This is a genomic window from Thermosynechococcus sp. (genome assembly GCF_025999095.1).
Classification (GTDB): Bacteria; Cyanobacteriota; Cyanobacteriia; order Thermosynechococcales; family Thermosynechococcaceae; genus Thermosynechococcus.
Genome location: NZ_AP024678.1, coordinates 1,156,865 through 1,182,370, shown reverse-complemented (window position 1 = coordinate 1,182,370; position 25,506 = coordinate 1,156,865). Strand labels below are relative to the sequence as shown.

28 protein-coding genes and 1 CRISPR repeat array are annotated in these 25,506 nt (G+C 54.9%); of the genes, 18 read left to right on the top strand and 10 right to left on the bottom strand.

Annotation, left to right across the window (positions count from 1 at the left end; all coding sequences use genetic code 11):
- Positions 1 to 45 precede the first annotated feature (45 nt).
- Positions 46 to 2,067 (bottom strand): magnesium chelatase ATPase subunit D, encoded by a 2,022-nt coding sequence (gene bchD, locus Q0W94_RS05825; RefSeq protein WP_297762220.1) that lies wholly within the window; start codon positions 2,065 to 2,067, stop codon positions 46 to 48.
- 101 nt (positions 2,068 to 2,168) lie between these two features.
- Here bchD and Q0W94_RS05820 point away from each other — a divergent pair, with 101 nt between their 5' ends.
- Both Q0W94_RS05820 and petM read left to right on the top strand, forming a co-directional pair.
- A complete protein-coding gene (locus Q0W94_RS05820; RefSeq protein WP_297762218.1) occupies positions 2,169 to 2,531 on the top strand; it encodes a hypothetical protein in 363 nt (120 codons plus the stop codon).
- Between the two features lie 86 nt (positions 2,532 to 2,617).
- Entirely contained in the window at positions 2,618 to 2,719 is a 102-nt protein-coding gene (gene petM, locus Q0W94_RS05815; protein WP_011057256.1) for a cytochrome b6-f complex subunit PetM, read from the top strand.
- An 11-nt stretch (positions 2,720 to 2,730) separates the two neighbouring features.
- Here the strand turns inward: petM and Q0W94_RS05810 are convergent, their stop codons facing one another.
- Genes Q0W94_RS05810 through Q0W94_RS05795 form a run of 4 tightly spaced genes read right to left on the bottom strand, consistent with a single transcriptional unit; the run spans position 2,731 to position 5,546 of the window.
- Complete coding sequence (locus Q0W94_RS05810) at positions 2,731 to 3,660, bottom strand: AEC family transporter (RefSeq protein WP_297762216.1); 930 nt, start codon at positions 3,658 to 3,660, stop codon at positions 2,731 to 2,733.
- Positions 3,623 to 4,309 carry a cobalt transporter CbiM gene (cbiM, locus tag Q0W94_RS05805; RefSeq protein WP_297762214.1) on the bottom strand — a complete coding sequence of 229 codons (687 nt, stop codon included), beginning with the start codon at positions 4,307 to 4,309 and terminating at the stop codon, positions 3,623 to 3,625. The genes Q0W94_RS05810 and cbiM overlap by 38 nt, the downstream gene beginning before the upstream one ends.
- A complete protein-coding gene (locus Q0W94_RS05800; RefSeq protein ID WP_297762212.1) occupies positions 4,309 to 4,788 on the bottom strand; it encodes a carboxypeptidase regulatory-like domain-containing protein in 480 nt (159 codons plus the stop codon). The genes cbiM and Q0W94_RS05800 overlap by 1 nt, the downstream gene beginning before the upstream one ends.
- On the bottom strand, positions 4,785 to 5,546 hold the full coding sequence (locus Q0W94_RS05795; protein WP_297762211.1) for a DUF4382 domain-containing protein: 762 nt from the start codon (positions 5,544 to 5,546) through the stop codon (positions 4,785 to 4,787). The genes Q0W94_RS05800 and Q0W94_RS05795 overlap by 4 nt, the downstream gene beginning before the upstream one ends.
- Before the next feature lie 176 nt (positions 5,547 to 5,722).
- Between Q0W94_RS05795 and Q0W94_RS05790 the strand changes: the two genes are divergently transcribed.
- From Q0W94_RS05790 to acsF, 6 genes are all read left to right on the top strand, one after another.
- On the top strand, positions 5,723 to 6,307 hold the full coding sequence (locus Q0W94_RS05790; RefSeq protein ID WP_297762209.1) for a thylakoid membrane photosystem I accumulation factor: 585 nt from the start codon (positions 5,723 to 5,725) through the stop codon (positions 6,305 to 6,307).
- Positions 6,308 to 6,333: 26 nt separating this feature from the next.
- The gene (locus Q0W94_RS05785; RefSeq protein ID WP_297762207.1) at positions 6,334 to 6,519 is read left to right on the top strand and encodes a hypothetical protein; all 186 of its coding nucleotides are present in this window, start codon (positions 6,334 to 6,336) and stop codon (positions 6,517 to 6,519) included.
- A 10-nt stretch (positions 6,520 to 6,529) separates the two neighbouring features.
- Positions 6,530 to 7,273: a dienelactone hydrolase family protein gene (locus tag Q0W94_RS05780; RefSeq protein WP_297762205.1), complete on the top strand. Its 744-nt coding sequence runs from the start codon at positions 6,530 to 6,532 to the stop codon at positions 7,271 to 7,273.
- 319 nt (positions 7,274 to 7,592) lie between these two features.
- Positions 7,593 to 8,249, top strand: coding sequence for a hypothetical protein (locus Q0W94_RS05775; protein WP_297762203.1), 657 nt, complete (start codon positions 7,593 to 7,595; stop codon positions 8,247 to 8,249).
- Between the two features lie 24 nt (positions 8,250 to 8,273).
- Positions 8,274 to 8,642: an Npun_F0494 family protein gene (locus tag Q0W94_RS05770; RefSeq protein ID WP_297762201.1), complete on the top strand. Its 369-nt coding sequence runs from the start codon at positions 8,274 to 8,276 to the stop codon at positions 8,640 to 8,642.
- A gap of 86 nt (positions 8,643 to 8,728) precedes the next feature.
- On the top strand, positions 8,729 to 9,871 hold the full coding sequence (acsF, locus tag Q0W94_RS05765; RefSeq protein WP_297762199.1) for a magnesium-protoporphyrin IX monomethyl ester (oxidative) cyclase: 1,143 nt from the start codon (positions 8,729 to 8,731) through the stop codon (positions 9,869 to 9,871).
- 479 nt (positions 9,872 to 10,350) lie between these two features.
- On the opposite strand, the gene Q0W94_RS05760 is transcribed toward acsF, so the two are convergent.
- Positions 10,351 to 11,340, bottom strand: a complete 990-nt coding sequence (locus tag Q0W94_RS05760) for a carbohydrate kinase (protein ID WP_297762197.1) — start codon at positions 11,338 to 11,340, stop codon at positions 10,351 to 10,353.
- 114 nt (positions 11,341 to 11,454) lie between these two features.
- On the opposite strand from Q0W94_RS05760, the gene ndhC reads away from it, so the two are divergent.
- The 4 genes from ndhC to Q0W94_RS05740 are packed head-to-tail and all read left to right on the top strand — an operon-like array spanning position 11,455 to position 13,798.
- On the top strand, positions 11,455 to 11,817 hold the full coding sequence (ndhC, locus tag Q0W94_RS05755) for a photosynthetic/respiratory NAD(P)H-quinone oxidoreductase subunit C (RefSeq protein ID WP_297762375.1): 363 nt from the start codon (positions 11,455 to 11,457) through the stop codon (positions 11,815 to 11,817).
- Positions 11,818 to 11,852: 35 nt separating this feature from the next.
- Positions 11,853 to 12,359 (top strand): NAD(P)H-quinone oxidoreductase subunit J, encoded by a 507-nt coding sequence (locus Q0W94_RS05750; RefSeq protein WP_297762194.1) that lies wholly within the window; start codon positions 11,853 to 11,855, stop codon positions 12,357 to 12,359.
- 6 nt (positions 12,360 to 12,365) lie between these two features.
- Complete coding sequence (dprA, locus tag Q0W94_RS05745; protein ID WP_297762192.1) at positions 12,366 to 13,484, top strand: DNA-processing protein DprA; 1,119 nt, start codon at positions 12,366 to 12,368, stop codon at positions 13,482 to 13,484.
- A gap of 29 nt (positions 13,485 to 13,513) precedes the next feature.
- Positions 13,514 to 13,798 (top strand): DUF3288 family protein, encoded by a 285-nt coding sequence (locus Q0W94_RS05740; RefSeq protein WP_297762190.1) that lies wholly within the window; start codon positions 13,514 to 13,516, stop codon positions 13,796 to 13,798.
- On the opposite strand, the gene Q0W94_RS05735 is transcribed toward Q0W94_RS05740, so the two are convergent.
- On the bottom strand, positions 13,795 to 14,361 hold the full coding sequence (locus Q0W94_RS05735; RefSeq protein WP_297762188.1) for a J domain-containing protein: 567 nt from the start codon (positions 14,359 to 14,361) through the stop codon (positions 13,795 to 13,797). The genes Q0W94_RS05740 and Q0W94_RS05735 overlap by 4 nt on opposite strands.
- Before the next feature lie 117 nt (positions 14,362 to 14,478).
- On the opposite strand from Q0W94_RS05735, the gene Q0W94_RS05730 reads away from it, so the two are divergent.
- Complete coding sequence (locus tag Q0W94_RS05730) at positions 14,479 to 15,243, top strand: WecB/TagA/CpsF family glycosyltransferase (RefSeq protein WP_297762186.1); 765 nt, start codon at positions 14,479 to 14,481, stop codon at positions 15,241 to 15,243.
- Here Q0W94_RS05730 and Q0W94_RS05725 read toward each other — a convergent pair.
- Entirely contained in the window at positions 15,211 to 16,431 is a 1,221-nt protein-coding gene (locus tag Q0W94_RS05725; RefSeq protein ID WP_297762183.1) for a YcjF family protein, read from the bottom strand. The two genes, Q0W94_RS05730 and Q0W94_RS05725, sit on opposite strands and share 33 nt — an antisense overlap.
- 365 nt (positions 16,432 to 16,796) lie before the next feature.
- Positions 16,797 to 17,245: direct repeats of the CRISPR family, unit length 36 nt; unit sequence GTGCCTCTACCTCTGATGCCGTAAGGCGTTGAGCAC.
- An 83-nt stretch (positions 17,246 to 17,328) separates the two neighbouring features.
- On the opposite strand from Q0W94_RS05725, the gene Q0W94_RS05720 reads away from it, so the two are divergent.
- The 4 genes from Q0W94_RS05720 to Q0W94_RS05705 all read left to right on the top strand — a co-directional run bounded on the left by Q0W94_RS05720 (position 17,329) and on the right by Q0W94_RS05705 (position 22,243).
- On the top strand, positions 17,329 to 18,381 hold the full coding sequence (locus Q0W94_RS05720; RefSeq protein WP_315863103.1) for a zinc-dependent dehydrogenase: 1,053 nt from the start codon (positions 17,329 to 17,331) through the stop codon (positions 18,379 to 18,381).
- Positions 18,381 to 18,683, top strand: a complete 303-nt coding sequence (locus Q0W94_RS05715) for a DUF2499 domain-containing protein (RefSeq protein ID WP_297762179.1) — start codon at positions 18,381 to 18,383, stop codon at positions 18,681 to 18,683. Before Q0W94_RS05720 ends, Q0W94_RS05715 begins: the two co-directional genes overlap by 1 nt.
- Positions 18,684 to 18,880: 197 nt before the next feature.
- Positions 18,881 to 20,758: a sodium:proton antiporter gene (locus Q0W94_RS05710; RefSeq protein WP_297762177.1), complete on the top strand. Its 1,878-nt coding sequence runs from the start codon at positions 18,881 to 18,883 to the stop codon at positions 20,756 to 20,758.
- 174 nt (positions 20,759 to 20,932) lie between these two features.
- Positions 20,933 to 22,243 (top strand): S-layer homology domain-containing protein, encoded by a 1,311-nt coding sequence (locus Q0W94_RS05705; protein WP_297762175.1) that lies wholly within the window; start codon positions 20,933 to 20,935, stop codon positions 22,241 to 22,243.
- A 3-nt stretch (positions 22,244 to 22,246) separates the two neighbouring features.
- On the opposite strand, the gene Q0W94_RS05700 is transcribed toward Q0W94_RS05705, so the two are convergent.
- Both Q0W94_RS05700 and Q0W94_RS05695 read right to left on the bottom strand, forming a co-directional pair.
- Entirely contained in the window at positions 22,247 to 23,635 is a 1,389-nt protein-coding gene (locus tag Q0W94_RS05700) for an NAD-dependent malic enzyme (protein ID WP_297762173.1), read from the bottom strand.
- A gap of 46 nt (positions 23,636 to 23,681) precedes the next feature.
- On the bottom strand, positions 23,682 to 24,128 hold the full coding sequence (locus tag Q0W94_RS05695) for a hypothetical protein (protein ID WP_297762171.1): 447 nt from the start codon (positions 24,126 to 24,128) through the stop codon (positions 23,682 to 23,684).
- A 333-nt stretch (positions 24,129 to 24,461) separates the two neighbouring features.
- On the opposite strand from Q0W94_RS05695, the gene Q0W94_RS05690 reads away from it, so the two are divergent.
- Positions 24,462 to 25,253 (top strand): hypothetical protein, encoded by a 792-nt coding sequence (locus tag Q0W94_RS05690; RefSeq protein WP_297762169.1) that lies wholly within the window; start codon positions 24,462 to 24,464, stop codon positions 25,251 to 25,253.
- Positions 25,254 to 25,506 lie beyond the last annotated feature (253 nt).

Genomic DNA, 25,506 nt, shown 5'->3' with positions numbered 1-25,506 from the left:
CTATTTTCTCTCCTCTCTACCGGGGGGAGAGTTTTTTATGCGCCGCTAAAATTCCAGGGCGTTTTGGGTTACTTGGGCAATCGCCTGATCGGTGGCCTTAGGTAGATGGTAATACTTACCCCCCGCTTGTCGTGCCAATTCCTTGCCCATCCCTGTGGAGACAAATTTATTTTCAGTGTCAATGACCAGGAGCTTGAGACCCAAGGCTTGAATTTTAGCGGCAATCTCTAGCACCTCCGCTTTGACATCGGGCTTAGTCTGCGGCGGTATGGTTTCCCCAAGGGAACGACTCAAAGGGACATTCCCCCGACCATCGGTGATGGCCACAATCATTACTTGACCAATTTCACCGCTTTGCCGCGCATTCAAGCCCACCCGCACCGCTTGGGTCAGGCCATGGGCCAGGGGAGAGCCACCCCCACAGGGCAGCGTTTCCAGGCGGCGCCGCGCTGCTTCAATGGAGCGGGTGGGGGGTAGGAGCACCTCTGCCTGCTCACCGCGAAAGGGAATGAGGGCCACCATGTCGCGGTTTTGGTAGGCTTGGGTCAACAGACGTAGGACGGCCCCCTTGGCGGAGTTCATGCGGTTCAGCGCCATTGAGCCAGAGGCATCCACAACAAAGATAATCAAGGCACCTGCTTTGCGCACTAGGCGTTTGATCCGCAGATCACTGTTTTCAACAATGACCCGGCGTTCGGGTTGACGTAGGCGCCGGTATTTTTGGTAGGGAGCCGCGCTGCGCAGGGTGGCATCCACGGCAATTCGGCCGCCCCGCCCCCGCGGCAACATGGGACGGATATAGCGACCGCGATCTTGGGAGTAAATGAGGCTACGGCTCCCCGATTTCCCTTGGCGCTGCGTGAGTTGGGCAAAGTAGAGCACCGACTCATCTAAGACTGTGCCATCGGCTTCAAAGACAAATTCTTCAGGAATGGGTGGGGTCTCCTGCTGCTCTTCCGGTGGCGTCTCTGGTTCGTCAGGTTCTGGGTCAGGGTCAGATTGCTGATTCTCTGGGGGGGGTGGCGGCGGTGGCGGCGCCGGTGGGGGTTCCAGTTGAGTGGCTCGCGGCACAATCACCAGTTCAACAGCGCGGCGTAGGTCTTCGGCATTCACTTCACTACGACCATTGAGGGCAGCGTGGGCTTTGGCCACCCGCACCGCAAAGAGTTCTGCCCGATGACCCTGCACGCCGCCTCGGAGGGCTTCGGTGACGAGATAGGCAATTTGCTGCCGTTGAATTTTCACCTCCTTAAGCCATTCCCGGGCCAGAATAATTTGGGTGCGCAGATCTTCTAGCTCAGCACCGTACTGCTGTAAAAAGGCTAGGGGTGAGTCGGCAAATTGGGTGGCATGATCTACGGCGGTGACGCGCTCATCCAAGCCCAACACCTGATCCGCTGACAGGGCGATCGCAAACCGATCCAGTAGGTGGGGCGGTAGGTCCCCTTCGGCGGGGTTAAATGTGGCAATCAGCAGCGGCCGGCAGGGGTGATCCAAACTAATCCCCTCCCGCTCAATTTGGTTGCGCCCAGCACTGAGGACCGCCATCAGGACATTGGCCAGTTGCGCATCCAGTAGATTAATTTCATCCACATAGAGCACTCCGCGGTGGGCTGCCGCCAATAGGCCGGGCTGAAAGACCGCTTCCCCCCGCTGCACTGATTGACTCACATCCACGGCCCCCAAGAGACGATCCTCCGTGACCCCTAGGGGAATTTGCACGAAGGGGGCCGGAATCACTTTTGTAGTCAAGGGCACATCGGGATGGCTTTGCCGCCAAGCCTGCAAGCGGCTATCCCACTCTTGAGGGCGTTCCGGGTCGGGGTTGGCGATGATTGGCACCGGAATTTCCCCCTGATCAATGACTTCAATGGGGGGCAATAGGGCATGAATTCCCCGCGCCAGCACGGATTTGGCAGTACCGCGCCGCCCCGCAATGATCACTCCCCCCAAACCGGGATCAACGGCGGCCAACAGCAGGGCCAGCTTAATGGCCTCTTGACCAACGATGGCAGTGATGGGAAAGGGGGCGATCGCGAGCGTCATTGAATCCTTTTGGGTAAACATTAGGCACCGTTCCTATCTTACCGAGTATCTTACCGAGGGGGGAAACGCTTTCCTGCCTCCTTGACTAGACTGGAGTGAGAAACCCATGGGGAAGCCTACTCATGAAATACCTGGGGCAGACAATTGCGGCTGTGACCCTGTTGAGCCTGACACCTTTGAGCGCCCTGGCAGGTCCCCTTGCCTGTCGCTCCTATGAGAGGACGTTTGTAGCCACGCAGACCCGCAGCTATTGGGTGAATATCTGTGGGGGCGATCGCCCCGCCTACTATATGGCACGACACAAGCAGGATCCGCGCCTATCGATTCGTCTACCCCTGCGGGATTGGAGTCCTCAAGGGTACTATTTTGAGGCAGTGAATGGCGAGTACACGTATTTATTGACCAAAACACCGCGGGGGATGTTCTTGAGCGTCAATCGCGGTACCTATGAATTGCTGCGCGAGCCAGTTTTGGAGCCATGGTAAACAAAGGCACCCAATTCGCTGAACTACCCAGAGGGGGAATTTCACGGAAAATGTTAGAATCAGTTCTTGTTAACTGAGGCCGCCCTATGGCAGAAGAGATTTTCAATACTGCGGTAATTACGTTTACGCTGGTGCTGGTGGGTTTAGGTGCAGGCTACCTGCTGTTGCGCTTGACCCCGGACGATTGAGCAAAACGCCCCTAGCCGGCAAAGAGCACGAGCCACAGGGGCAATAACAGAATCAAGACAAAGAGACTGGTCAAAATTAAGCTAGCGGCAAAGGCGCGGTCTAAGTGGTAAACATCGGCTAAGATCAGGGTCATAAAGGCGGGGGGCATCCCTGCTTGGAGCACTATTCCTAGGCGCGGCGGGCCCGTAACCCCCATTAAGGTTAACCCTATCCCCAGCAGCAGCGGCACCAACAGCATCTTGATGGTCAGACAGGGAATAATTCGCTGCCATTGGAGCTTGAGGGGGGCTTCCCCAAGGCAGATGCCCATATAAATGAGTCCAGCAATCACCATGAACCATGCCAAGGTCAACAGTCCCTGTTGGGCGATCGCCGGTAGGGGATGTTGTCGCAGCAGCAGTCCGAGGCCGACACACCAGAGGGTTGGATTACGGCCAATGTGCCACAGCAGTTTTGAGACGGAAATTGAGCGATCGCCAAAACTCGCCGCCACGCCAATGCCAGCACTATAGGAAATCAGGAGTGTCCCCATCAGATCAAAAAACAACGCCCAGCTAAAGTGATTCTGCCCCAACAGTCGCCAAGTAATCGGAAAGCCAATAAAACCCGTGTTGCCCACCATGGTCGCCAAGAGAAAACTGCCCTGCTCCTGCCGGGTCTGAGCAGGATATTGCTGCAACCACAGCCACGCCAAACCACCGCCGATCCCCATCCCTAGCCACGCCAACAGGGGAGCTAAGGTACTGTGACCGGCAATTTTGGTTGTAACAATAAAACTCAATGCCGTTAGGGGCGTCCCCACCCAGAATAACCCTTGCGCCAGCCAAGCTCCTGTCCTTGGTGGCAAAAAGCGGCTACTGCCATAGCCAATGCCCATGCAGAGAAAGACCAATCCATACAGTTCAGCGAGGATTGGCAGTAGGGTAAGGAGAATCTTCACGGGCGAAGGATAGGCCTTGGGATAGGAATTCTGGCTTGACGTTGGCCAAAAAGACCAGCAGTGAAGCCGTAACCACTCCCTCCAAGATAGCAAGGGGCAGATGGGCAATCACGATTGCACTAATGGCTAACCATTCCCGCTGTTGATCCAAGGTTGCTGGCAAGCTAAGGACAACCACGGCGCTAAAGAGGAAAACCGCCAACAACACTGCTCCGCTGCCTAAAAGAAACCCCAGCAGCGATCGCCCCCTGGGTGGACAGCGATGCCACACCCCCCGAAAAACAGCCGCCGCCAGCAGTGCCGGTATCCCCATAATCAGAGCATTGAGGCCAAGGGTGGTGAGGCCACCATGGCCAAACATGACTGCCTGGAGAAATAATCCCACCACCACGGCAATCATCGCCCCTTCCCCCAAAAGCACCCCCAAGCTGCCAAGGAATAGGGGATGGACACTGGCGGGAGGCACCGGAATATAGACAGCGGAAGCAGTGAAAAAAGCGGCTGTCAACAGGGCTAAACGGGGGACGATCGCCAGCGTATCTACCGCCGCCCGCTGCAAACGGCGGCAAGACCACCAGAGGAGGCCACCACTAACGGCGTAGCCCAGTCCGCACCACAGAGGCGGAACTAAACCATCGGGGATGTGCATTACTCCACCTGTACTCGCCGTCGTGACCACGCAAAGCAAGCAGTGCCAATGGCACCCCACAGCACCGCCAAGACCATGACTGTGATTTGAGCAGGGGTATATTGACGCAGGGAAACGGTTGCTGGCACCCTTGGAGCAACCGCGATCGCCGCTGCCGTTGTTGTTTGCCCCTGCGGCGCGACCGGAATGGTTAGCAATCCCCCATGGCCGGCTTGGCGTACCTGTACCTGCCACTGACCGGGGCGATCGGGGACAAACTGAAACTCCCCTTGGGCATTGGTGGTACCACTGATAACGGCTGCTTGGGGGCGATCGGGGGCAAAGACCTGCACCCTAGCCTCTGCCAGCGGTTGACCACTGTCGTACCTCGCTGTAATGCGAATTACCTGTTGGGGTTCGTAGTGCAAATCCACCCCATGGGCAAGGGCTTTAGGAACCACAAATCCGAGGATGGCACCGCTCACTAAAATGGTCTTCATAAGGAGATCTCCCGACAGTGACCTTCACCCACATGCCCCACACTCCTGAGGACTTTGCGCAGTGTTTCAACGTCTTGGGGGCTGAGTCTTTGCCGCAAGTCTGTCCAATCAACCCTGACTCCTGCAGGGGTAGCGATCGCGGCAAAGGGGTCAAAACCCAGTGCCTCGCGATTGATCTCGGCCGTTGCCGGCTCAGCCCCATCCCCAAAAAGATGATCAAAATGCAGTGTGATCTCTACCTCAGCAGCGCTATTGGCTGCCACAATGCCCTTGCGCTGATCGCCAATGTAGTCGCCACAAACAAATGCCAAGGGCTGATCCAACGTAATGTCAAAGGGCACCCTGAGACTGCCCCGCTGTGCTCTGCCCACCAGTTGTAAACTGGGCGTGCGGGTCTGCCACTGCAGGGCATTGAAGTGACCCACTGCCGCCACCGTACTGCCCACCAGGGGACGCGCATCCCTCACCAAATCCACCGTCACTGGATCGCTAAAGACAACCGTGACTTCACCTTTGGGGCGATCGCCCGCCGCAGGATCGAAGGGGGGATTCGTTTGGTAGGCAGTCACCGTCCCCAAGTTAAGATAGACATGATCAAACTGGAGCTGCCAGCCATCTTTGGTTGTCCATCCCGTTTGCAAGCGCTCTTCGCCATTGGCATAGAGCTGGAGGCTCCCCTGTTGCGAGGCTGGAGCACAACTTGTCAGTAGTGCTGTACTTAAAATGGGGACTATCCCTAAGCGTTGGTATAGATTCATTCGTTTGCTCACTCAAAAAAGCCCCAGAAAGAACACCCCTGCAGCCAGTGGCAAAAGCAATAAAGACACCTTACCTTTCCTACCTTAGAAGGCCCAGCATTGGTTCTACAATGCAGGGGAGGGGGATGGCCTGACGGTATAGTACCTTTACAGAACGAAATCCGATGGAGCAGACAATGAAACAGGTTTGGGGCTGGTTAGGACTTGTCCTGCTGTTGTGGGGACTGTGGACAGCGCCGAGTTGGGCAGGGTTACAAGACGATCGCTACGATGGGAATATCTTTGCTCTTTATGCCGGCAATGGCTCCTTGGTGCCACCGAAGGTTACCCTAGAGAAATCGCGCCAGAGCGATCGCGCCACATTGCTGCTGTTTTATGTCAACGATAGTCGCGATTGCAAACAGTTTGCCTCCACCATTTCCCAGTTACAGGGGTACTATGGGCGCGTGACCGATTTTATTGCCGTTGATGTGGATGCCTTGCCCTTTGGGGCGCAGTTCTCCCCCAATGAACCCGGATACTACTACAAAGGCCGCGTGCCGCAAACGCTAATTTTCGATCGCCAAGGGCAATTGCACCAGGAATTTATCGGCACCGTGCCCTTTGAAACCCTCGATGACACCTTTCGCGAAGTCTTTGACCTGCTGCCGCGATCGCAATCTTTGGAACTGCGGCCGCGCCCTGTGAATGAAATCAATGTGGAACTGGTGCCCCCCACACCCCTTGAAGGGCAGAATCCGTTCAAAGGAGCGGTACAGTAAAAGTGAGCCTTGCAGCGAGGTCAACCATGGAATTATCCACACTCCAAGAACGTCTGGCAATTGTTTTAGCGAAGCGGGAGAGCCTGAAAAAGCTTTTGGAACTCCCCGGTAATGGCACCCTCAGGATTGATATTGAATCCGCCCTCGCGGAACTGGATGAATTGATGAGCGACTTCAAGCGCACCTTTCCTGACCTCGATATTTCTGCCTAGGAGGTTCACGATGGTGGAGATGACCAGTCGTTGGGTCAAGGTCGTCAATGGCGATCTGCTGATTGATGCCTACTTCGCAGAGCCAGTGGCTGCCGGCCGTTATCCAGCAGTGATTGTCTTTCAGGAAATTTTTGGCGTCAATGCCCATATCCGCGATGTGACCGAACGCATTGCCCGCGAAGGCTATGTGGCGATCGCCCCCGCCCTTTACCAACGCTTTGCCCCCGGCTTTGAAACGGGCTACACTGCGGCTGATATTGATTTGGGGCGACAGTACAAAAACCAAACCAAAGCCGAGGAACTCCTCAGTGACACCCAAGCCACCATTGCCTATCTGCGTGGCCTCGACAAGGTGGATGGCGATGCCATTGGTACCATTGGCTTTTGCTTTGGGGGTCATGTGGCCTATCTGGTGGCCCAGTTGCCAGACATTAAAGCCACGGCCTCATTCTACGGTGCTGGGATAACAACTATGACCCCCGGCGGTGGCCTACCCACGATTGAAATCACACCAAAAATTCGCGGCACGCTCTATGCCTTCTTTGGCGATCGCGACCAAAGTATTCCCATGGAGCAGGTGAAACAAATTGAAACGGCGCTGCGCCACCATGGCATTCGTCACCACATCTTCATCTATCCTGCGGATCATGGCTTTTTCTGCGATCAACGGGAGAGCTACGATGCAGCAGCAGCGCGGGATGCCTGGGAACAGGTGAAGGAACTCTTCAACACCGTCCTACGGCAGCAATCGTGACAATAAAAGCCCTTTTCACAAGGATGCAACATGCTCAACACTCTGAAAGCCACCGCCAGAGAGGCTCAAAGCTCCTTGACCTCCCCTGGGTTGCCGAAGAGGGCTGGATTACCTCATCTTTACAGAGCCTTTACTTTGATGTAGTTCTTTGATGTAGTTGCAGCAGAATGGGTTCAATACAAAGGGGTATAGTATTAAAGGCTAGTATATGAATAAGTTAGGTTCGGCGCTGTTCCCCCTTACCTAAACAAGGCCAAGGATATTTGTCAAGCTTTAAGATTCTTGCAATCAATCTTCTTTATCCCCACTGTTGCTGTGTATGACTACTCCTACCCACAACGTCCTGCTGAAGCAGGGAGCTCTTGTTCTCAAGCAGTGTAAAAAAGCCCTTTTGGAAGGGAATATGGCTGTGCTTCAGCAGCAGGCACGCATTTTACAAGTCGCAGCAATAGCATCCCGACAAACGCTGATTGAGGCAGAAGCTCAACTCTTGGAGCAGGCAGCCCAGCAAAATCAATCCCGCCGGGCCGCGGAAATTCTCATGAAAATCAAGGCGTGTTTGGTTGCCCTAGCGGGCGATCGCCATGATTTTGAGAGCCTGCCGGGGGTGACCGCAAAGACTGCGGAACCTCCGAAAAAGCCGGCCGCTGCCCAGCGTCCCCATGATGACAGCTACACGAAACGGTTGGGGAACTATCTCGTCGAGGCAGAGTTGGTGACACCGGCGCAAATTGAAGTCGCCTTAGCGGATCAGCGAGCCACAGGGGCAAGACTCGGCGATATTTTGGTGGCCCGGGGATGGATACGCAGGGGCACAATTGAGTTCATCATGGAGCGGGTGATCTTGCCTGATCGTCGTCGTCAGGAGGCAGAAGCCTCCTCACCATCAACCTCTCCAGCGGCTCAATCCCCTCAGACACCCCCTGCCAACTCGTCAGTGCATGAGCGAGCAACCTTCATTGATAGCGGCTATTGAGGTTTTCTGTTAAGGAGATACCCTGTGGCGATCGCCTATTCTCCGAAGGTTTTGGCACGGGCTGATCGTGCCCTGCGCTGTAGTCCCTTTTTGCCGCCCCTGTTTCAAACAATGCAGCAGCGGAGTGTGGCGCTTTTAGAAATTGCTGCAGAGGCGGGTCGCCAATCTGGATTCACGCGATCGCCTTTGCCCGCGCTTGTAGCAGAAGCAGAATTGGACTGGTTGATCCGCGTCGGTTTACTGCGCCGCGAAGTAGATGGCCAAGGCCTCACCGATCGCTACCGCCTCACGCCCCTGGGGCAACAGTTAATTCAAAACTATAGCCAACCCACCTGGTCGGCCTCTTGGGGCGATCGCTGGCGCAATCAACTCAGCCGCTGGTGGGGAATGTAACGGTTCTGTAACGACCTGTAACGCATCGGTGATTTTCGCTACCATGCTCTATGAGTGCCGTTAGCAAAAGCGAGACGCAGCTTTTTATGGTCAATACCGTCGCTAAACCAGAGTTTGAAGAACTGCGGCCGGGGATCAAAGCCCCTGCCAAGGAAACCATCCTCACGCCCCGCTTCTACACCACCGACTTTGAAGCGATGGCCAACATGGATATTAGTGAAAATAAAGCAGAACTTGAGGCCATCCTTGAGGAATTCCGCTGCGACTACAACCGCCACCACTTTGTGCGGGACGAAGAATTTGAACAGTCTTGGGATCACATTGATGGCGAAACTCGCCAGTTATTCATTGAATTTCTGGAGCGCTCCTGTACAGCCGAATTTTCTGGCTTTCTCCTCTACAAAGAACTCAGCCGCAAGCTCAAGGATCGCAACCCGCTACTGGCGGAGTGCTTTGCCCTTATGTCTCGCGATGAAGCCCGCCACGCTGGCTTCCTCAACAAAGCCATGGCTGACTTTAACCTGTCCTTGGATTTGGGCTTTTTGACCCAGCACCGCCGTTACACCTACTTTGAACCAGAATTCATCTTCTATGCTACCTACCTCTCTGAGAAAATTGGCTACTGGCGCTACATTACGATTTACCGCCATCTGGAGAAGCACCCCGAACATCGCATTTATCCTATCTTCCGCTTCTTTGAGAACTGGTGCCAAGACGAAAACCGCCACGGTGACTTCTTTGATGCCGTGATGCGTGCCCAACCACAAATGCTGGATCGGCCACGCACCTTCTGGCAAAAGATTAAGGAAATTCCCCTCTCCCTCTCTGGCAAGAAATGGGCACGCTACTTCCTGGTCTGCTGGCTACCACCAAAACTGTGGTGCCGCTTCTTCCTGCTGTCGGTCTTTGCCACCATGTACCTCAACGATTTGCAGCGGTCGAAGTTCTATGCTGCTATTGGCTTAGATGCCCGCGAGTACGATCGCGAGGTCATTGCCAAAACCAATGAAACCGCAGGCCGTGTTTTCCCGGTGATTCTCGATGTTGATCATCCGGAATTTTATCAGCGGTTAGAGCGCTGCGTCGAAAACAACGCTAAGCTCACAGAAATTGCCAAGCAAAACGGCGGCTTCCTCAAGAAACTGCCCCTTTATCTGTCAAATCTGTGGCAGATGATCAAGTTATTCTTAATCCCCCCCAAGGAACCGACGCCAGTTGCGGTGCGTTAATTTCCGCCGTTGCTCGGAAAGGTTACTCGCAAATAGAGTGAAGTAATCTCCAAGGGTTGAGTCTGCGGGCTCAACTTTTTTTTATTTTTCCTACGATTGATGTCCGTATTATTACGGAGTATTGCGGGAGTATGAAAAGAATCTAAAAGCAGTTTTGACCACCGGGGATCGCTAAAACTCACTCCCTAGGCCCCTTTGACCCTGTGATCGCTGAAAAAGTCCCTGGGGACAATTTCATAGGATGGAAGGTAGAGAGCCTAAAGATTTTACTTCGGAGTTGATCCCCGCGATGGACAGCCCAATTGTCACTCCCACAACTTGCCGCTTTTGCCGCTTCTATTATTCCGAAGGGCGACGTGGTGGTACCTGCGAAAAACTGAATGTGCCAGTGCGGGGATTTTGGCGGGCCTGTCCCTTGGCAGCAGCCCTCCCTGACCATGGGAACCGGCCGGCGATCGCCGCCAGACCATCAACCACGGCTAGGCCGTTGAGTGCGTTCGTATTTTTCTCTGAGGATGATCCCCAAACCATTGCCTAACCTCAGCCAGGGTCGGTTGACCCGCGATCGCTCCCCGTTTTGTTGTCACTAGCGCCCCCACCACCGTGGCAAATTCTAAACAGGCCGCTTGCCATTGGGGGTCACGGTAGGTGTCTGGCGTGCCCTGCAATAACTGGGCAATCCAACCCGCAACAAAGCCATCACCGGCACCAGTGGTATCCACAACTGACATCGAGGGGGGTTCTAATTCCCCTTGATTTTCGTGCCAAAAGTAGCGAATCGCTTGATCCCCATTAGTAATGACCACCCCATGGTCGGGCGCCCTCCCCCAAAGCGCACGATAAACAACTTGGGGATCACTGTCAGAGAAAAATAATTCCGCCTCCTCCTTGGCCAGTTTCAGAAAATGCGCCTGGGCCAGAAAAGGACAAATGCGCTCAGGAGCAACCCTTGGATCAGGCCAAAAGATCGGTCGCCAATTGGCATCAATGAGAATCAAGGCACCTTTTTGCCGCAGTTGTTGCACCAGATGTTCAATGGTGGTGGCGGTGGGTTCACTGGCGAGTCCGAGGGTCCCGGTGACAAAAAAGCGTGCCCCAGTCAGTAACGCTGGGGAGACCTGCTGGCCAGAGAACTGCATATCCGCAAAGACAGAGGTTCCCGCTGGTGCAAACCCGACAAACCGGCGATCGCCCCCCACCAGCTGCACCCGCACTTGCCGCGTCGGCAGCCCAGCTACCCGCTCAACCGCTTCGATATTGACGCCCAAGGTGGCCAATTCGGCACAGGCTCGCTCCCCCAAGGCATCCTCCCCCACAGCCCCTAAAAAAGCCGCACTCACTCCCAACTTCACTAAACCACAGGCCACATTGGCCGGGGCACCCCCCAGAAAACATTGGGGGGGATCGGGGGGGATTTCTAAACAATCAAAGAGAACTTCGCCAGCGCAGAGGACAGTTGGTTGGGACATTGCTAGTGATTCGCTATAGGGCAATTTAGTTTTTTCTATTGATCCCTAGCCTAGCGATCGCTAGGGGAGTGTGTCAAAATGGTAGCGATGCCAAGATCGAAGGACACTACAACCGTGTTTGTTCTCAGTGGTTACGAGTATTTTCTCGGCTTTTTGATTATCTGTGGTCTGGTACCTGTCCTTGCTTTGGGTCTTTCCGCCCTATTGCGTCCCAAATCGGGGCGGATGATCCGCTTGACCACCTACGAATCGGGGATGGAACCCATTGGTGGCGCCTGGATTCAGTTCAATGTGCGCTACTACATGTTTGCCCTCGTCTTTGTCATTTTTGATGTGGAGACGGTCTTTTTGTATCCCTGGGCAGTGGCCTTCCATCAGTTGGGATTGCTGGCCTTCATTGAAGCTTTGATTTTCATTGCCATTCTGATCGTGGCTCTAGTTTATGCATGGCGCAAACGTGCCCTCGAATGGTCCTGAGTGAGTGGATAGCCCTTTAAGTTGGAGCAGCAAACATGAGTGACACCCCCGCAGCCCCCATTGTTGAAGCTGGCCCTGTGGGCCGCCTCCTCCAGTCTCAAAACCTGAGTGTGGAATCCCTCGGTAGGGATGCCTCTGGCGTAGAAATGATTAAAGTCGATCGCGATCGCCTGCTGGCGGTGTGCCAAGCCCTCTATGCCGATGGCTTCAACTACTTGCGCTGCCAAGCCGCCTATGACTCGGGTCCCGGCCAAGACTTGGTGAGCACCTACCACCTGGTTAAACTCAGTGATAATGCCGATCGTCCCCCAGAGGTATGCATTAAAGTCTTTGTGCCGCGGGATGATGCCCGTGTGCCGTCGGTCTATTGGATTTGGAAAACCGCCGACTGGCAAGAGCGCGAGTCCTACGATATGTTTGGCATTGTCTATGAGGGGCACCCAAACTTAAAGCGCATCCTCATGCCCGAGGATTGGGTGGGTTGGCCATTGCGCAAAGACTACATCACCCCTGACTTCTACGAATTGCAGGAAGCCTACTAAGCTCCCTTGGTTCCCCCTGATGCTGCCTACTGGTATAGTTGGTCACAGGTACCTGGCCTGGGTCCGGTATTACTCAAGCGCCTCTGGCAGCACTTTGGGGATTTGAAAACCGCTTGGCAAGCGCCCATAGCAGCTATTGGACAAGTAGAGGGGATTGGTCCTAAACTCCAAGGGGCGATCGCCCAGTATCGGCAGCAGTGCCAACCCCTAACCCTCTACGAACACCATTGCCGGCTAAATCCCCACCATTGGGTGCTGAGCGACCCCCGTTATCCACCGTTGTTGCGGGAAATTCCTGATCCACCACCCCTGCTTTACTATGGTGGTAACCGTATTTTAGAAATTCTCAGTCAACCCACACCCACCGTTGCCATTGTCGGTACCCGTGATCCTTCAGAATATGCCGAACGGTGGGCGCACAAGTTGGGGTATGCGCTTGCGCGGGCTGGCTTGATTGTTGTTTCGGGCCTGGCTGCAGGCATTGACGGTGCAGCCCATCGCGGCTGTTTAGACGCGGGCGGTGCCACACTGGCGGTGTTGGCAACGGGTGTGGATATGATCTACCCTCCGGAAAATCGTTCCCTGTACTATCAGATTGCTGAACGCGGGGGATTGTTGAGCGAGTACCCTAGGGGTGTGGGTGTTGATCGCCCCCACTTTCCCCGCCGCAACCGCATCATTGCCGGCCTGTGCCGGGCGGTGATTATTGCAGAGGCTCCCTACAAATCCGGTGCTCTGATTACTGCTCGCTATGCTGCCGAGTATGGTCGCGATGTCTACGTGCTGCCGGGGCATCTGGATAACCACCGTGCCAGGGGTGCCCTTAGTTTAGTGAATCAGGGGGCACACATTATTTTGGGAGAAGAAGCTCTCCTTGAACAATTATTAGGGCATATACCCCCCCTTGATCCTCCGACACCCTTCTCAGCGCCCTCACTCCCGCAGCAACAGATTTTGGCGGCGATACAACAGCTGAGCCAAGGCAGTGATAGTGTTGCCTTCGATGACATTGTGCAGCGAGTGTCCTTGGACACGGGGGTAATCATGGCAGAATTAATCCACCTAGAGCTAATGGGCTGCGTAGAGCAGCAGCCAGGGAATCGCTATCGCAGAATTGGCTGTTAAAGCATTTAACTGGTAACTTGGAGGCTGAAATGACCAACTCCCAGAACCTACAACATCCTCGCGAAGCTCAAGATCGGTTAGTCCTCGAGCGTCTGCGGCAAGAGGGCATCAGTGACTACAACTTAGCGGAATTGGGGCGATTGCTGATTCGCTACGATGGCTTCCCCGGGGCCGAGACAAATAAGAAATTGATGGCAGAGCTGCTAGAAAAATGGCAACTTACGCAGGAAGAACTCTTTGAGCGTACCCGTGCCATCCACGCTCGCGGTGGCGTTTACAAGGTGGGCAGCAATAAACAGGAGGATTGGACTTAGATTGCTTTGCCGTAGAGGCGATCAAGGGTACGAAAGTCCTTTTCGACTTCTTGCCAAACGCTACGGTTATCCGGATCTGCTTTTAGAGCTCGGTGCAAGTATTCCCGTGCCGCTTGGGGTTGGCGATCGCGAATGAGTTGCCGCGCCCAGCACTGATAGGTGACGGCTTGCCACTGCCGTACTTCGGCATCTTGGGGCAGTCGACTGGCCAACCCTTCCACAAGGGAGATGGCACGTTGATAGCAGCGATATTTGAGGAATTCCTGAAGTTGGCGGTAGCTGGCCTGTTTCAGTTCAATGTCAAAGGCAGAGAGAGGTGGTGGTGTTTGTGGCGCGCGAGTTTGCGGTTCTGATTTGACGGGGGTAGGGCGAAAGGGGGGCAGCACCCGCACGAGTTTTTCATAGGCCTGTTGGAGGAGAATGAACTTCTCATGGGCCGTGCGATCGCCGGGGTTGACATCGGGATGATAGCGTCGTGCTAGCCGCCGGTATGCGGATTTGACTTGGGCTAAGGATGCTCCTTGGGGTAACTCCAGAATGCGATAACACTCGTCTAAATTCATTCTGCAGGGGGCAACATAAGATCTGCATTGCATTGTCGGATCTTCACTTTAATTCTGCCATCACTCCCCTACGCTGGAATCAAGTAAAACATGCGGAGTAGGACCAGCGTGGAGTCAGTGGACATTTTAGGAACACGGATTGACGTCACTACCTACAGCCAAGCCTGTGATCTGGTGGCTGAATGGATTGGTCAAGGCCAGGGGGGCTATGTGGTGGCTGCCAACGTCCATGTGGTCATGACGGGGGTGTGGCGATCGCCCTTCCAGCGGGTGGTCAATGGCGCCCAACTGGTAACCTCTGACGGTATGCCCTTGGTGTGGGGCCTACGGCTCTTGGGCTTTCCCCATGCCGAACGGGTCTATGGCCCGGATTTAATGCTGGCGTTGTGCCATCGCGCCCAAGAGAAAGGCTGGCGAGTTTTTCTCTACGGTAGTGAACCCCCGGTGTTAGAGCGGCTACAACGGAATCTGCGGCAGCGCTTTCCTACTCTGCAGTTCGCGGGTGCCTACGCGCCCCCCTTTCGTGCTTTGACCCCTGAGGAGGAGGCCAGCGATCGCCAGCGCATCCTTGATAGCCGTGCTGATTTGGTCTTTATCAGCCTTGGTTGTCCAAAGCAGGAGGAGTGGATGGCGCGCCAAAGCCCTTTTCTGCCCGTTGTCTTGGTGGGGGTGGGCGCGGCCTTCAACTTTCACAGTGGCACTGTGGCGCAAGCACCGCGCTGGATGATGGCGATCGGTTTAGAATGGCTCTTTCGCCTCCTGCAGGAACCCCGCCGCCTCTGGCAGCGCTATTTGATGAACAATCCCGCATTTGTTGTGCTTTTTGCGGGGCAACTCCTGCGCCACTGGCTAGGCCGACGGCAAACCAAGAGAGTGCCCTAGGGTTTGCAGGGGAGAGCGTCCCACCTGTTGCTGTGCCCACCGCAGGCTTTGCTGCAAGCGAGCCACCAAGGGCAGGGATTTTGCTTGGGGAGCGCTCTCAAAGTAATGAATCAAGCTCAGACCACTCAAACGTAACACGTAGGCTGCCGTTGCCCCCTGTAAACAACTCCCCGCCAGATAGGTGAGGGAATTGCCCTTGAGCCACTGCCCTAGGGATTGCGTGCCCAGTTCCACAGCCCCCAATTGCACCATTAGCCGCAACAGCTCCTTAGCCAAGGGTTCAGCATCCGCCAAGCCGAAGGAGCGTTGGTAGATTTGCCCTAAGTCCCAGGTGAGGCGCACCAAAAGCCCCCCGGCCATAACCAGGTCCAAAAGGGGGAGGGGATTCACCGCCGTTGCTGCCGCCGCCAGCCATTGGTAGCGTTCAATGATGGGAGTGGCTCGTTCTTGGCGATAGTGATTGAGGGCAGCTTGTGCCTGTTGATGGAGTTGTTGGGCCCGGCGATAGGTACCGGCGAGGACAAGGTTGGCTCGCTCCTGGCTGAGGTAGTCTAGGAGTCTTGAGGTAAACGATTCAGGAGCCTGCGCTGTAAAGGGAACTAGTTGCTTTTCAGGGATCTGGAGATCTCGCAATTGCTGTTTTAGACACAGGGCGACGCGATCGCGCTCCTGCACTGTTTCTGGGTACCACACCACAAGCATGTGATAATGTCCTGCCTGCAAGGCCCGCAGCATCTCAAACTCACTGGCGGTGAGGGCACCCCTGACCGTCAAAAGTACTAAGTCCGCTTGGGGAACGGTTGCCAGGGTTTGCTGCTGAACCCTACAGCAATTAAGCAGTGTGGCGACGGCATCGTACACCTGAGTGAGAGCATAAGCCGACTGCCCAAGGACACACACCTCAACCATTGGGTTATCTAACCGCTGTTGTAGTTGGCGATGGGTGGCTTGGAGGGAGGCTTGGCGCTCTGGGGGAAGTTCCTGCAAAAGGCTCTGAGTGTCTGCCAGTTGCTTTTCAATTAATTGGAAATCTAAGGCCGGTTGAGGGGAAGCTACGTTTGGCGCAGCGGGCGATCGCCGCCAGTACCCATAGCCCAACCCTAAACCGAGAATCAGTAGCCATCCCCACGGATGGTCATTGACCCAGCCACTCAACAACAAGAGAATGATGGCGGCAGCAACAGCCATGTCCTTTACCCCAAGCACGATCCTCTGTTTGTTAGCTTACCTTGACTGGTGAGCAGCACTCAAATTGGCAAAGCTCGAGGAAATGCAGCCTGAATTTTGCGCCCCCTTTCAAGAGTGCAAGCACCTCTGGGCTTAAATATTCTCTGAGTTGAGTCATATTCAAAACTAGCTTCTTGACATGGTTTGAGAGTTTTTGTTAGATTTAGAGGTGCTTGAAAATCTCTGAACCTCTTGCCCAGAGCGGGATTGACAACTGAATACGGAGCCAGGCTAAAAATTTTACAGCCAACAAAAAACTAAGTGGCTGACATGCTTGAAAACGACCTGTGCTAATATAGTCCTAGAGAGGCTTTTGAGGCAGGTCAGTGCCTCTACCTCTGATGCCGTAAGGCGTTGAGCACAGGTCTAGCGTTTCCACGCTTTCAATAACATCTGCGTGCCTCTACCTCTGATGCCGTAAGGCGTTGAGCACGACTCAACTACAGCAGCGACGTCGGTGGTAAGAAGTGCCTCTACCTCTGATGCCGTAAGGCGTTGAGCACGAAAAGGAACTAAGAGAACTCAAACCAGAAGGTGCCTCTACCTCTGATGCCGTAAGGCGTTGAGCACTTGACAAACTGAATCTGCTCCAGTGGAGCCGCCATGTGCCTCTACCTCTGATGCCGTAAGGCGTTGAGCACCTCAAACCGAGGAAGATACCCCGCGACTTCTCCCGTGCCTCTACCTCTGACGCCGTAAGGCGTTGAGCACCTAGTCACTAATCACTCGCCACTACTCAGTGCCTCTACCTCTGATGCCGTAAGGCGTTGAGCACAAGTCAAAAAGCAGTATCATCAAGACTTGCTCTCAGCGCAAGGGGCAATTATCTTGAGGGGTGACGAGTTTGCCAAGGTCTCCATGAAAGCCCAAGTGTTCCGAGGGGTCAATCAACTCAGCTACGAAGAGATTCCGATTCCTGAGATTGCTGCCGATGAAGTGCTAGTGCGGGTCAGAGTGGTTGGGTTGTGCCAATCGGACATCAAGAAAATTCGCTATCCCCTCTATGAACCGCCCCGTATTTTTGGCCATGAAACAGCGGGTGAAATTGCCGCAGTGGGCGATGCCGTGACGGGTTGGCAAGTGGGCCAGCGGGTGGTGGTCATGCACCATATCCCCTGTATGCGCTGCGCCTACTGCTTGAACGAAAACTACTCCATGTGTCACGTCTATAAAACAGTAACGACAACCGCAGGCTTTATTCCCAGTGGTGGTGGCTTCGCGGAGTATGTGAAAGTGCCGGGACACATTGTGGAGCATGGGGGACTGATTCCCATTCCCGATCATATTAGCGATGAGGAAGCCAGCTTCGTTGAACCCACCAACTGTTGCCTGAAGGCAGTCAAAAAAGCGGGGATCGCTCCCGGTCAAACAGTCTTGATTACGGGAGCAGGGCCCATTGGCCTGATGTTTATTATGTTGGTGAATCTCTTTGGGGCGCGGGCGATCGCCACCGATCTCCTACCCTCGCGGATAGCTAAAGCCAAGGAAGTAGGGGCTGCTGCCGCCTTTGATGCCCGCGATCGGGATCTCAGTGCCAAGGTGCAGGCCCTCACCCAAGGCTTGGGGGTAGACGTCAGTCTCTTGGCGGTCCCCAGTGAAAAAGCCTTTTGCCAAGCCCTAGAGTGTACGCGCAAGGGGGGCAAAATCCTATTTTTTGCCGAGTTTCCCGATGAAGTGGAGATTCCCCTCAATCCCAATATTCTCTACCGCCGTGAGATTGACCTCATGGGGAGCTATAGCTCCTCCTATCGCTTGCAGTCCCTTGCCTGCGACATTATCTTTAACCGCCGTATTGATGTCAAAGCCCTTGTGAGCGATCGCTATCCCTTGGCGCAACTGGCCGAGGCAGTGGAACGGGCAGTGCATCCCACCCCGCAGACTTACAAAATCCTCATCTATCCAGAGTCCTAATGCACGCTCTATCAATTCCCACGTGGATGGTGCATATTTCCAGTGTCCTGGAGTGGATGGCGGCGATTTGGTTTGTGGCACAACTGGATCGCCGCCGTCCAGAGCAAGGATGGCGATGGTTAGCTTGGGCAATGTTGCCGGCTTTAGTGAGTGCCATGTGTGCCTGTACGTGGCATTACTTCGATAATGCAGTGACACTGTCTTGGTTGGTGGATCTGCAAGCCCTGCTCACATTCCTTGGCAACTGTACCCTCTGTGGGGCAGCGGCATGGCTGTGGTGGCGATCCCAAAGCGGGCTGTAGCCCCTTGCTGTCGGCAAACCTTAGCAAAATTAACTGAAATTGCTAGTGCTTAAGGACTTCCAGTATCCTGTAATCAGGTTCCCCGGCAATGGGGTGTGACAAATGCAACAGTCCAGTATTGAACTTTGACGTAAAACAAGGAGGAACGCTTGCCCGCCAGTCTAGCCCTAAACGCCTAAACCTCTGTGGAGGCTGCCATGGAAAGTAGTGCCGCACTCACCGCCTTGTTCGTGATCACAGTTGTTCTGGGCATTGGCGCCCAAGTGGCTGCTCACTGGCTACGGCTGCCCAGCATTGTCCTGTTGTTACTGGTAGGGATTCTCTCAGGGCCAAGCGGCTTGGGATGGGTTCATCCCGAAGTGTTGGGGGAGGGCATAGAAGTTTTGGTTCCCCTCTGCGTTGCCCTCATTCTTTTTGAAGGGGGGCTGAGCTTAGATCTCAGTCGTGCCGACCAAGATATTACAGGTAGTCTGTGGAAGCTAGTGACGCTGGGGGGATTGGTTACGTTTGTGGCGGGGGCAATGGCTGCCCACTGGATTGGTGAGTTTCCTTGGCAACTGGCCTTTCTCTATGCCTCCCTTGTGGTGGTGACGGGACCGACGGTTGTCGGTCCCCTGCTGCGCCAAGTGGGTGTCGAGCACAAGTTGGCCGTGATTCTAGAAGGGGAAGGCGTGCTCATTGACCCCATTGGGGCTATTCTGGCGGTTGTCGTGCTGAACGTAGTGCTCAATCAAGACCTCGGCATGGGGGCGATCGCCCTTGGCATTGGTCAGCGTTTGGCTGTGGGTGCCTTGATGGGGGGCATCGGTGGCTGGTTTCTCAGCCGCTTTCTGCGTCGCGCCTGGTTTCTCGCCGACGATCTCCGCAATTTACTGGTGCTGGCGGTTCTTTGGGGCTTGTTTTGGCTCTCCGATCAACTGGTGAGCGAGTCGGGTCTGATGATGGCCGTCGTTCTCGGCTTGGTACTGCGCTGGGGTGAAGTGCCGGGGGAGCGCCTGCTGCGCCGCTTTAAGGGACAATTAAGTACCCTTTCGATTTCAGTGTTGTTTGTGCTCTTGGCTGCCGATCTGTCGATCGCGGGTCTGTTGGAGCTCGGTTGGTCGGGGGTGCTCACGGTTCTGTGTCTGATGTTGATCATTCGCCCCCTCGGCGTGGTGCTGTGCACCTGGGGCAGTGATCTCAGTTGGCAACAGAAGGCCTTCCTCAGTTGGATTGCCCCGCGGGGAATTGTGGCGGCCTCGGTGGCATCGCTCTTTGCCATTACCCTGACCAATGCCGGCATGAGTGGCGGGGATGCCATTAAGGGACAAGTCTTTCTAACGATCCTGATGACGGTGTTTGGCCAAGGCTTAACAGCGCGTTGGGTGGCCACTCAGCTGCATGTCCGTGCCCAAGGGGCTTCGGGGGTGATGATTGCCGGCTGCACCCCCCTCGGTAGGCTGCTGGCGCGGATTTTGCGCGATCGCGGCGAAGAGGTGGTGATGATTGACACCGATCCAGAGGCGGTGGAGCAGGCTCGCCGTGACCATCTGCCCGTCTATCTCAGCAGTGCCCTTGACTTGAATATCTTGCAGGAGGCCGGCATTACCCAGTTGGGCACCTATTTGGCGGTTACCAGCAACACAGAGGTGAATGCAGTGTTGGCACAGCGCGTCCTCGAAGAATTTCATCCGCCACGGGTCCTGGCTGCCCTTGAGTTAGAGGATTGTCCCTTGGGGTTGAGTCCAGCCTTTGCCCCACAACTGTCGATCAAAACATGGAATCAATATATCAGCACTGAGGCAGTTCGTCTTGGGGAACTGGTCATTGAGGAGGAGCGATCGCAATTGCAACGCCAGCACCTTGATGCCTTGATACGCTCTGGGAAAGTACTTCCCCTCCTAGTGGAACGGCCAGAGGGATTGCGGGTGGTGCGAGCCAATGAAGAGTGGCAAGTGGGCGATCGCCTGATTTACCTGCTCCACAGCCCCAAACCCCACACACTGCCGGCCGCCCTTATTTCTGGCTGGCAGATGAATACCCAAGTGGAATCAGTTCTTGTCCCCAGTGAAGCCCCTACCCCCAAAGGAACCTAATCTACGGCGCTGCGTCTATGGGAATCGGCAGAGTCAACCCTTGGCGTGTTTTCCCCATCAAAGCCGCTGAGGGGTCAGCCCTCGCAGCTAAGTTTTTTAATATCGTCTTACTTGGAGAGATTTGCAATGCAGAGCCCAGCACAGCGCAGCTTGGCCCTTCTGAGCTGCGGTTTAATGAGTTCTAGTACCCTTGCCTTTCTAGCCACTGTTCCGGCTCAAGCCCAATCCCGTTTTACCGATACCCAAGGTATTTGGGCACAGGCCTGTATTGACCACCTTGCCAGTCGCAACATTATCAGCGGCTATCCCGATGGCACATTTCGCCCCTTTGCGGCAGTCACACGGGCTGAATACGCAGCCATGCTGGGAAAGGCGTTTCCCAATGCCCCAGTGGTACGCGCCCCCGGTACGTTTAACGATGTCCCCAGCACGTTTTGGGCAGCGAGTGCGATTCAAAACGCCACCCGTACCGGCTTCTTGAGTGGCTACCCCGGCAATGTTTTTCAGCCCAATCAAAATATTCCTCGCGTTCAGGCAATTGTTGCCCTTGCCAGCGGCTTGCAGTATCCCACACCGCCTTCTGTGGACGGGGTCTTAGCCCAGTTCAATGATGGGGCTGCGATTCCCGCCTACGGACGAGCCGGTGTAGCTGCGGCTACAGCTAAACAGGTGGTGGTCAACTATCCCAATGTGCAAGTTTTTGGCCCTAATCAACTGGCCACCCGTGCCGATATTGCGGCATTCCTTTGTCAGGCAACCCGTGCCCCCGGTGCCCAAGCCCTTGTCCCAACACAATACATTGCGGGTGCAGTCACCACTTCACCCATTGCACTGCCGGCTGGTCAACAGATTCCGGCTCGTTTTCCTGATGCAGAGCGGATTGTTTTGAGTCCCAGTGAAACGATTGCCCTGCGCTTGGTGACAGCTGCCGATGTCCGCGATCGTCAGGGTCGAGTCGTCATTCCCGTGGGCAGTGAAATTTTTGGCCAGATCCAGCCTGCCCAAGGAGGCTCCCAGTTTGTGGCGAATACAGTAGTGATCAATAACCGCCAGCTACCGATCGCCGCCAATTCCCAAGTCATTCGTACCATTCGCGATGCCCGTGACCCCAACATTGGCAATGTCTTCCGCAATGCGGCCATTGGGTCAGCGGTGGCTGCTGGATTGTCTGGCCTGCTGGGCAATCAAAAGATTACCCCCTTGAAGGTCCTGACGGGAGCGGCAACGGGCGCAGCCATTGAAACCAATCAGGGGCGTCCGGCAACTTCAATTATTCGGGATACCCTAATTGGGGCAGCCGTTGCCACCGGTGCTTCAGCGGTGATTGGCGATCGCAAGATTACGCCCGAAAAAGTGATTACCGGTGCTGCCGCCGGTGCCACGATTGGGGGTGTGATTGATCCGGCCGTGCAGCGACTAGTAGTTGTTGATGCCAATACGGATTTGGGCCTGACCCTGACTCAGTCCTTTACTGTCCCGCAATAGAGACTAGGCACGCGCTAACCCCAGCGATCGCCCGCAGTCCGCCACTGCCTGGGCGACGGCCGCTGCCACCCGTGGATCAAACACCGAGGGAATAATATAGGCGGCCTGTAGTTCAGAGGGACTCACCAAGGCCGCAATCGCCTCCGCTGCCGCGAGGAACATCTCCGCGGTCATTCGCGGTGCCCGACAGGCAAGGGTACCCTTAAACACCCCCGGAAAGGCCAGCACATTGTTGATTTGATTCGGATAGTCACTGCGGCCGGTAGCCACCACTGCCACATGGTTAGAGATGAGTTCGGGTTGGATTTCCGGCACGGGATTGGCCATCGCAAAAACAATCGCTTCCTTGGCCATGCGCTGCACCATTTCCACGGTGAGGACGCCAGGGGCACTCAAGCCAATGAAAACATCGGCATCCACAAGGGCATCGGCAAGGGTTCCCGTTTGGGCAACAGCAAATTCCTGTTGAGCAGGAGTTAGGTCTGCCTGCACCGAGAGAATCCCGCGGCGATTACATAAAATTAAGTCTTTGGCGCCAGCTTTGCGCAGGAGTCGTGCCACGGCAATCCCGGCTGCCCCTGCACCATTGATAACAATGCGCACCGTTTCTAAGGATTTACCCACCAATTGCAGGGCATTTTTGAGGGCAGCGAGGGTGACAATAGCGGTGCCATGCTGGTCGTCGTGAAACACAGGGATATCCAATTCTCCCTGCAGACGGGCTTCTATCTCAAAGCAGCGGGGGGCACTAATATCCTCCAGGTTGATGCCCCCAAAGACAGGGGCGATCCGCTTCACAGTGGCAACGATTTCATCCACCTCTTGGGTGGCCAAGCAGATGGGAAACGCGTCCAAGCCAGCAAATTCTTGAAAGAGCATCGCTTTGCCCTCCATCACCGGTAGGGCAGCCTCTGGGCCGATATTGCCCAATCCCAACACAGCGCTCCCGTCACTGACAATGGCAATGGTATGGCTTTTAATCGTGAGTTTGTGAACCAAGTCTGGATCGTCAGCGATCGCCTGGGATACCCGACCCACACCCGGCGTATAGGCCATCGCCAGATCGTCATATCCTTGCAGAGGGTGCTTGCTTTTAACGGTGATTTTGCCCCCCTCATGGAGACGAAATGTGCGATCGCTCACCTCTAGCACTGTGGCTTGGGTGTCAGATTGCACAGCATTGACAATGGCCTCAGCATGATCGCGGCTGGCAGCCACCACCACCAGTTCCCGTAGGATTTTATTGGCGGTTTTCTCAATGAGCGTAATGGAATCCACTTGCCCGTGTTGCCCGCCAATGATCTGCAAAACAGTGCCCAATTCCGTCGGATCCAAGGAGGTCTCTAATCGCAAAGTCAGACTATAGGCAGGCGTCGGGGTTAGCTGAACCATCTAAAACTTAATGGCAAAAGGTACTGTCTGATGATAACACCTCTACCTAGCTTCCTGTGTGGGTGACAATGGGTCGTGGTTCGGCTGCGCAGGTGGCCAAAATGGCGCGATCGCTAGGGCTCAAGCGAGGCAAACTATAGAAACTGAGTAAATCAATTTCTGCTTGGTAGGGCTCTTCTTCATAGGTCGGCAGAACCGTCACCTGCAACTGGCGATCGCCGACGGTACCCCGAAAACAATCAAAGGAGGAATTGGGCAGGTAAAGCGCCCCGTAAACCTTACGATCTTGCACTGCAAAGACGATGTAACTACGACCTACTCGCTGCGGTTGGGGAGATTCACCAAAGAGGTAGAGTCCATTTGCCAACGGCAATTGATGTTGTCCTGCCAAAGGGAGTGTCGGTCCCGCGATCACTAACCCACTGGCTGACCAAAGGGCAATAGCTCCCAGTAAAACCGACAGTGACCAGCTCAATCGTGCCAAGGCAATCATTCTATTGTCCTACCTGAAACGAGAAGTGGCTTAAACCAGCATTCTGCGGTGTCAATCTAGCGCAGGGCAGTGAGGTAACGCTGATACTTTAGATCGTGACAGGTTGATCGCAGTCTGTGGGTGGAAGTATGCCAGCAGTGGCACAGGCACAAATTGACAGCATGCTCAGGAGTGACCATTTCATCGGGAACAAGAATAGGAACACAAGCGGCCCTATGAGCGTCTAGCACCTCACAAGCTGCTAAAGCCCCCCACATCAAGGGTTTGCATATTATTACCGATTATTGATTGCATCAGACCCTCCCCAATGTAGGGAGGGAGGAGGAGATGACTATGAAACTTTCGAGAAACACAAAACTTAACTTTATTGTTACTCTTCTTTTTGTCACTTTTGGCGCAACACTTTCCCTAGCGCAAACGCCCTCAAAGCCACAGGGGCCTCCGCCCGTGTTTACCCCAGGCGTCATAAACGACCGGACGCTGCCGAATCAACCGCCGATTGAGGGACCGGTTGCGCCGCCAGAGCTCGAAAACCCACCCTTTCTGAAATCACCTGTGCCGCTGCGTCAACTGCCGCCGCTACCCATACCCGATGAGATCGAGGAGCGCCAAGCCTCGCCCGACTTGATGAGTGCTCCCCAAAAGCCCTGTCCAAAGACCATTGTCCTCCAGGCGCCCCCGCCCCAGACCACCACGCCCTATGGCCCGGACTTCCCTAGCACCCCCGGTCCGCAATGGATAGAGCCGAACTTCAACGGTACGACACCAAACCGTCACGTGCGGCATACTTTCCAGTGGCAGGGCTGTAAAGAACGCTGCTGCGAGGTGCAAAAGGCTAAGCTAGTGGTCACCGTCAAAGCACTGCAGAATGGCCAATCGCACCAAAGCGCTAATGCAGGTAATGACACCATTTCCCTCTGGAAAAACGGCAGTGTGTTGCACTGGCAGTACCTGTGGCCCAACACTGGGGTGAGTGCCGGCACGACAACAACCCTCACGATTCCGATTGCGCCCTCTTGGCTGAACGGCTGCCGGCTGAGCTTCCTGGTTCAAGACGATACGGCGGTGCTAAATGCTAAGTTGGTCGCCACTGGCTGCTGCGTGAAGCCCAACATTCAACCATAATCCAAGCCATAATCCACTTTTCCTGGGCGCCCTCAGGGCGCCTGTTTTTTGCCTGAACTGCTGTAGTCGGCTATTACAGTGCTATTACAGTTAACTGACAGGGAAGGATTAATTTCTTTTTAACCTCCATATATTTTAAGTCCGATAGAAAACGTTAATTTTCTTTGCAAAGTCCTCGGCTGTGTAGTCTGGATCGCACAGAGAAATCAAGGCAAAAGGCTATCATGATTCTCAAATTGCTTCTGAGTTCGGG

Bases quoted from the DNA above. Each gene is read 5' to 3' on its own strand.
- bchD (WP_297762220.1), bottom strand. From the start codon at position 2,067: ATGTTTACCCAAAAGGATTCAATGACGCTCGCGATCGCCCCCTTTCCC.
- Q0W94_RS05820 (WP_297762218.1), top strand. From the start codon at position 2,169: ATGAAATACCTGGGGCAGACAATTGCGGCTGTGACCCTGTTGAGCCTG.
- petM (WP_011057256.1), top strand. From the start codon at position 2,618: ATGGCAGAAGAGATTTTCAATACTGCGGTAATTACGTTTACGCTGGTG.
- cbiM (WP_297762214.1), bottom strand. From the start codon at position 4,309: ATGCACATCCCCGATGGTTTAGTTCCGCCTCTGTGGTGCGGACTGGGC.
- Q0W94_RS05800 (WP_297762212.1), bottom strand. From the start codon at position 4,788: ATGAAGACCATTTTAGTGAGCGGTGCCATCCTCGGATTTGTGGTTCCT.
- Q0W94_RS05795 (WP_297762211.1), bottom strand. From the start codon at position 5,546: ATGAATCTATACCAACGCTTAGGGATAGTCCCCATTTTAAGTACAGCA.
- Q0W94_RS05790 (WP_297762209.1), top strand. From the start codon at position 5,723: ATGAAACAGGTTTGGGGCTGGTTAGGACTTGTCCTGCTGTTGTGGGGA.
- Q0W94_RS05785 (WP_297762207.1), top strand. From the start codon at position 6,334: ATGGAATTATCCACACTCCAAGAACGTCTGGCAATTGTTTTAGCGAAG.
- Q0W94_RS05780 (WP_297762205.1), top strand. From the start codon at position 6,530: ATGGTGGAGATGACCAGTCGTTGGGTCAAGGTCGTCAATGGCGATCTG.
- Q0W94_RS05775 (WP_297762203.1), top strand. From the start codon at position 7,593: ATGACTACTCCTACCCACAACGTCCTGCTGAAGCAGGGAGCTCTTGTT.
- acsF (WP_297762199.1), top strand. From the start codon at position 8,729: ATGGTCAATACCGTCGCTAAACCAGAGTTTGAAGAACTGCGGCCGGGG.
- Q0W94_RS05760 (WP_297762197.1), bottom strand. From the start codon at position 11,340: ATGTCCCAACCAACTGTCCTCTGCGCTGGCGAAGTTCTCTTTGATTGT.
- Q0W94_RS05750 (WP_297762194.1), top strand. From the start codon at position 11,853: ATGAGTGACACCCCCGCAGCCCCCATTGTTGAAGCTGGCCCTGTGGGC.
- Q0W94_RS05740 (WP_297762190.1), top strand. From the start codon at position 13,514: ATGACCAACTCCCAGAACCTACAACATCCTCGCGAAGCTCAAGATCGG.
- Q0W94_RS05735 (WP_297762188.1), bottom strand. From the start codon at position 14,361: ATGAATTTAGACGAGTGTTATCGCATTCTGGAGTTACCCCAAGGAGCA.
- Q0W94_RS05725 (WP_297762183.1), bottom strand. From the start codon at position 16,431: ATGGCTGTTGCTGCCGCCATCATTCTCTTGTTGTTGAGTGGCTGGGTC.
- Q0W94_RS05720 (WP_315863103.1), top strand. From the start codon at position 17,329: ATGAAAGCCCAAGTGTTCCGAGGGGTCAATCAACTCAGCTACGAAGAG.
- Q0W94_RS05715 (WP_297762179.1), top strand. From the start codon at position 18,381: ATGCACGCTCTATCAATTCCCACGTGGATGGTGCATATTTCCAGTGTC.
- Q0W94_RS05710 (WP_297762177.1), top strand. From the start codon at position 18,881: ATGGAAAGTAGTGCCGCACTCACCGCCTTGTTCGTGATCACAGTTGTT.
- Q0W94_RS05705 (WP_297762175.1), top strand. From the start codon at position 20,933: ATGAGTTCTAGTACCCTTGCCTTTCTAGCCACTGTTCCGGCTCAAGCC.
- Q0W94_RS05700 (WP_297762173.1), bottom strand. From the start codon at position 23,635: ATGGTTCAGCTAACCCCGACGCCTGCCTATAGTCTGACTTTGCGATTA.
- Q0W94_RS05695 (WP_297762171.1), bottom strand. From the start codon at position 24,128: ATGATTGCCTTGGCACGATTGAGCTGGTCACTGTCGGTTTTACTGGGA.
- Q0W94_RS05690 (WP_297762169.1), top strand. From the start codon at position 24,462: ATGAAACTTTCGAGAAACACAAAACTTAACTTTATTGTTACTCTTCTT.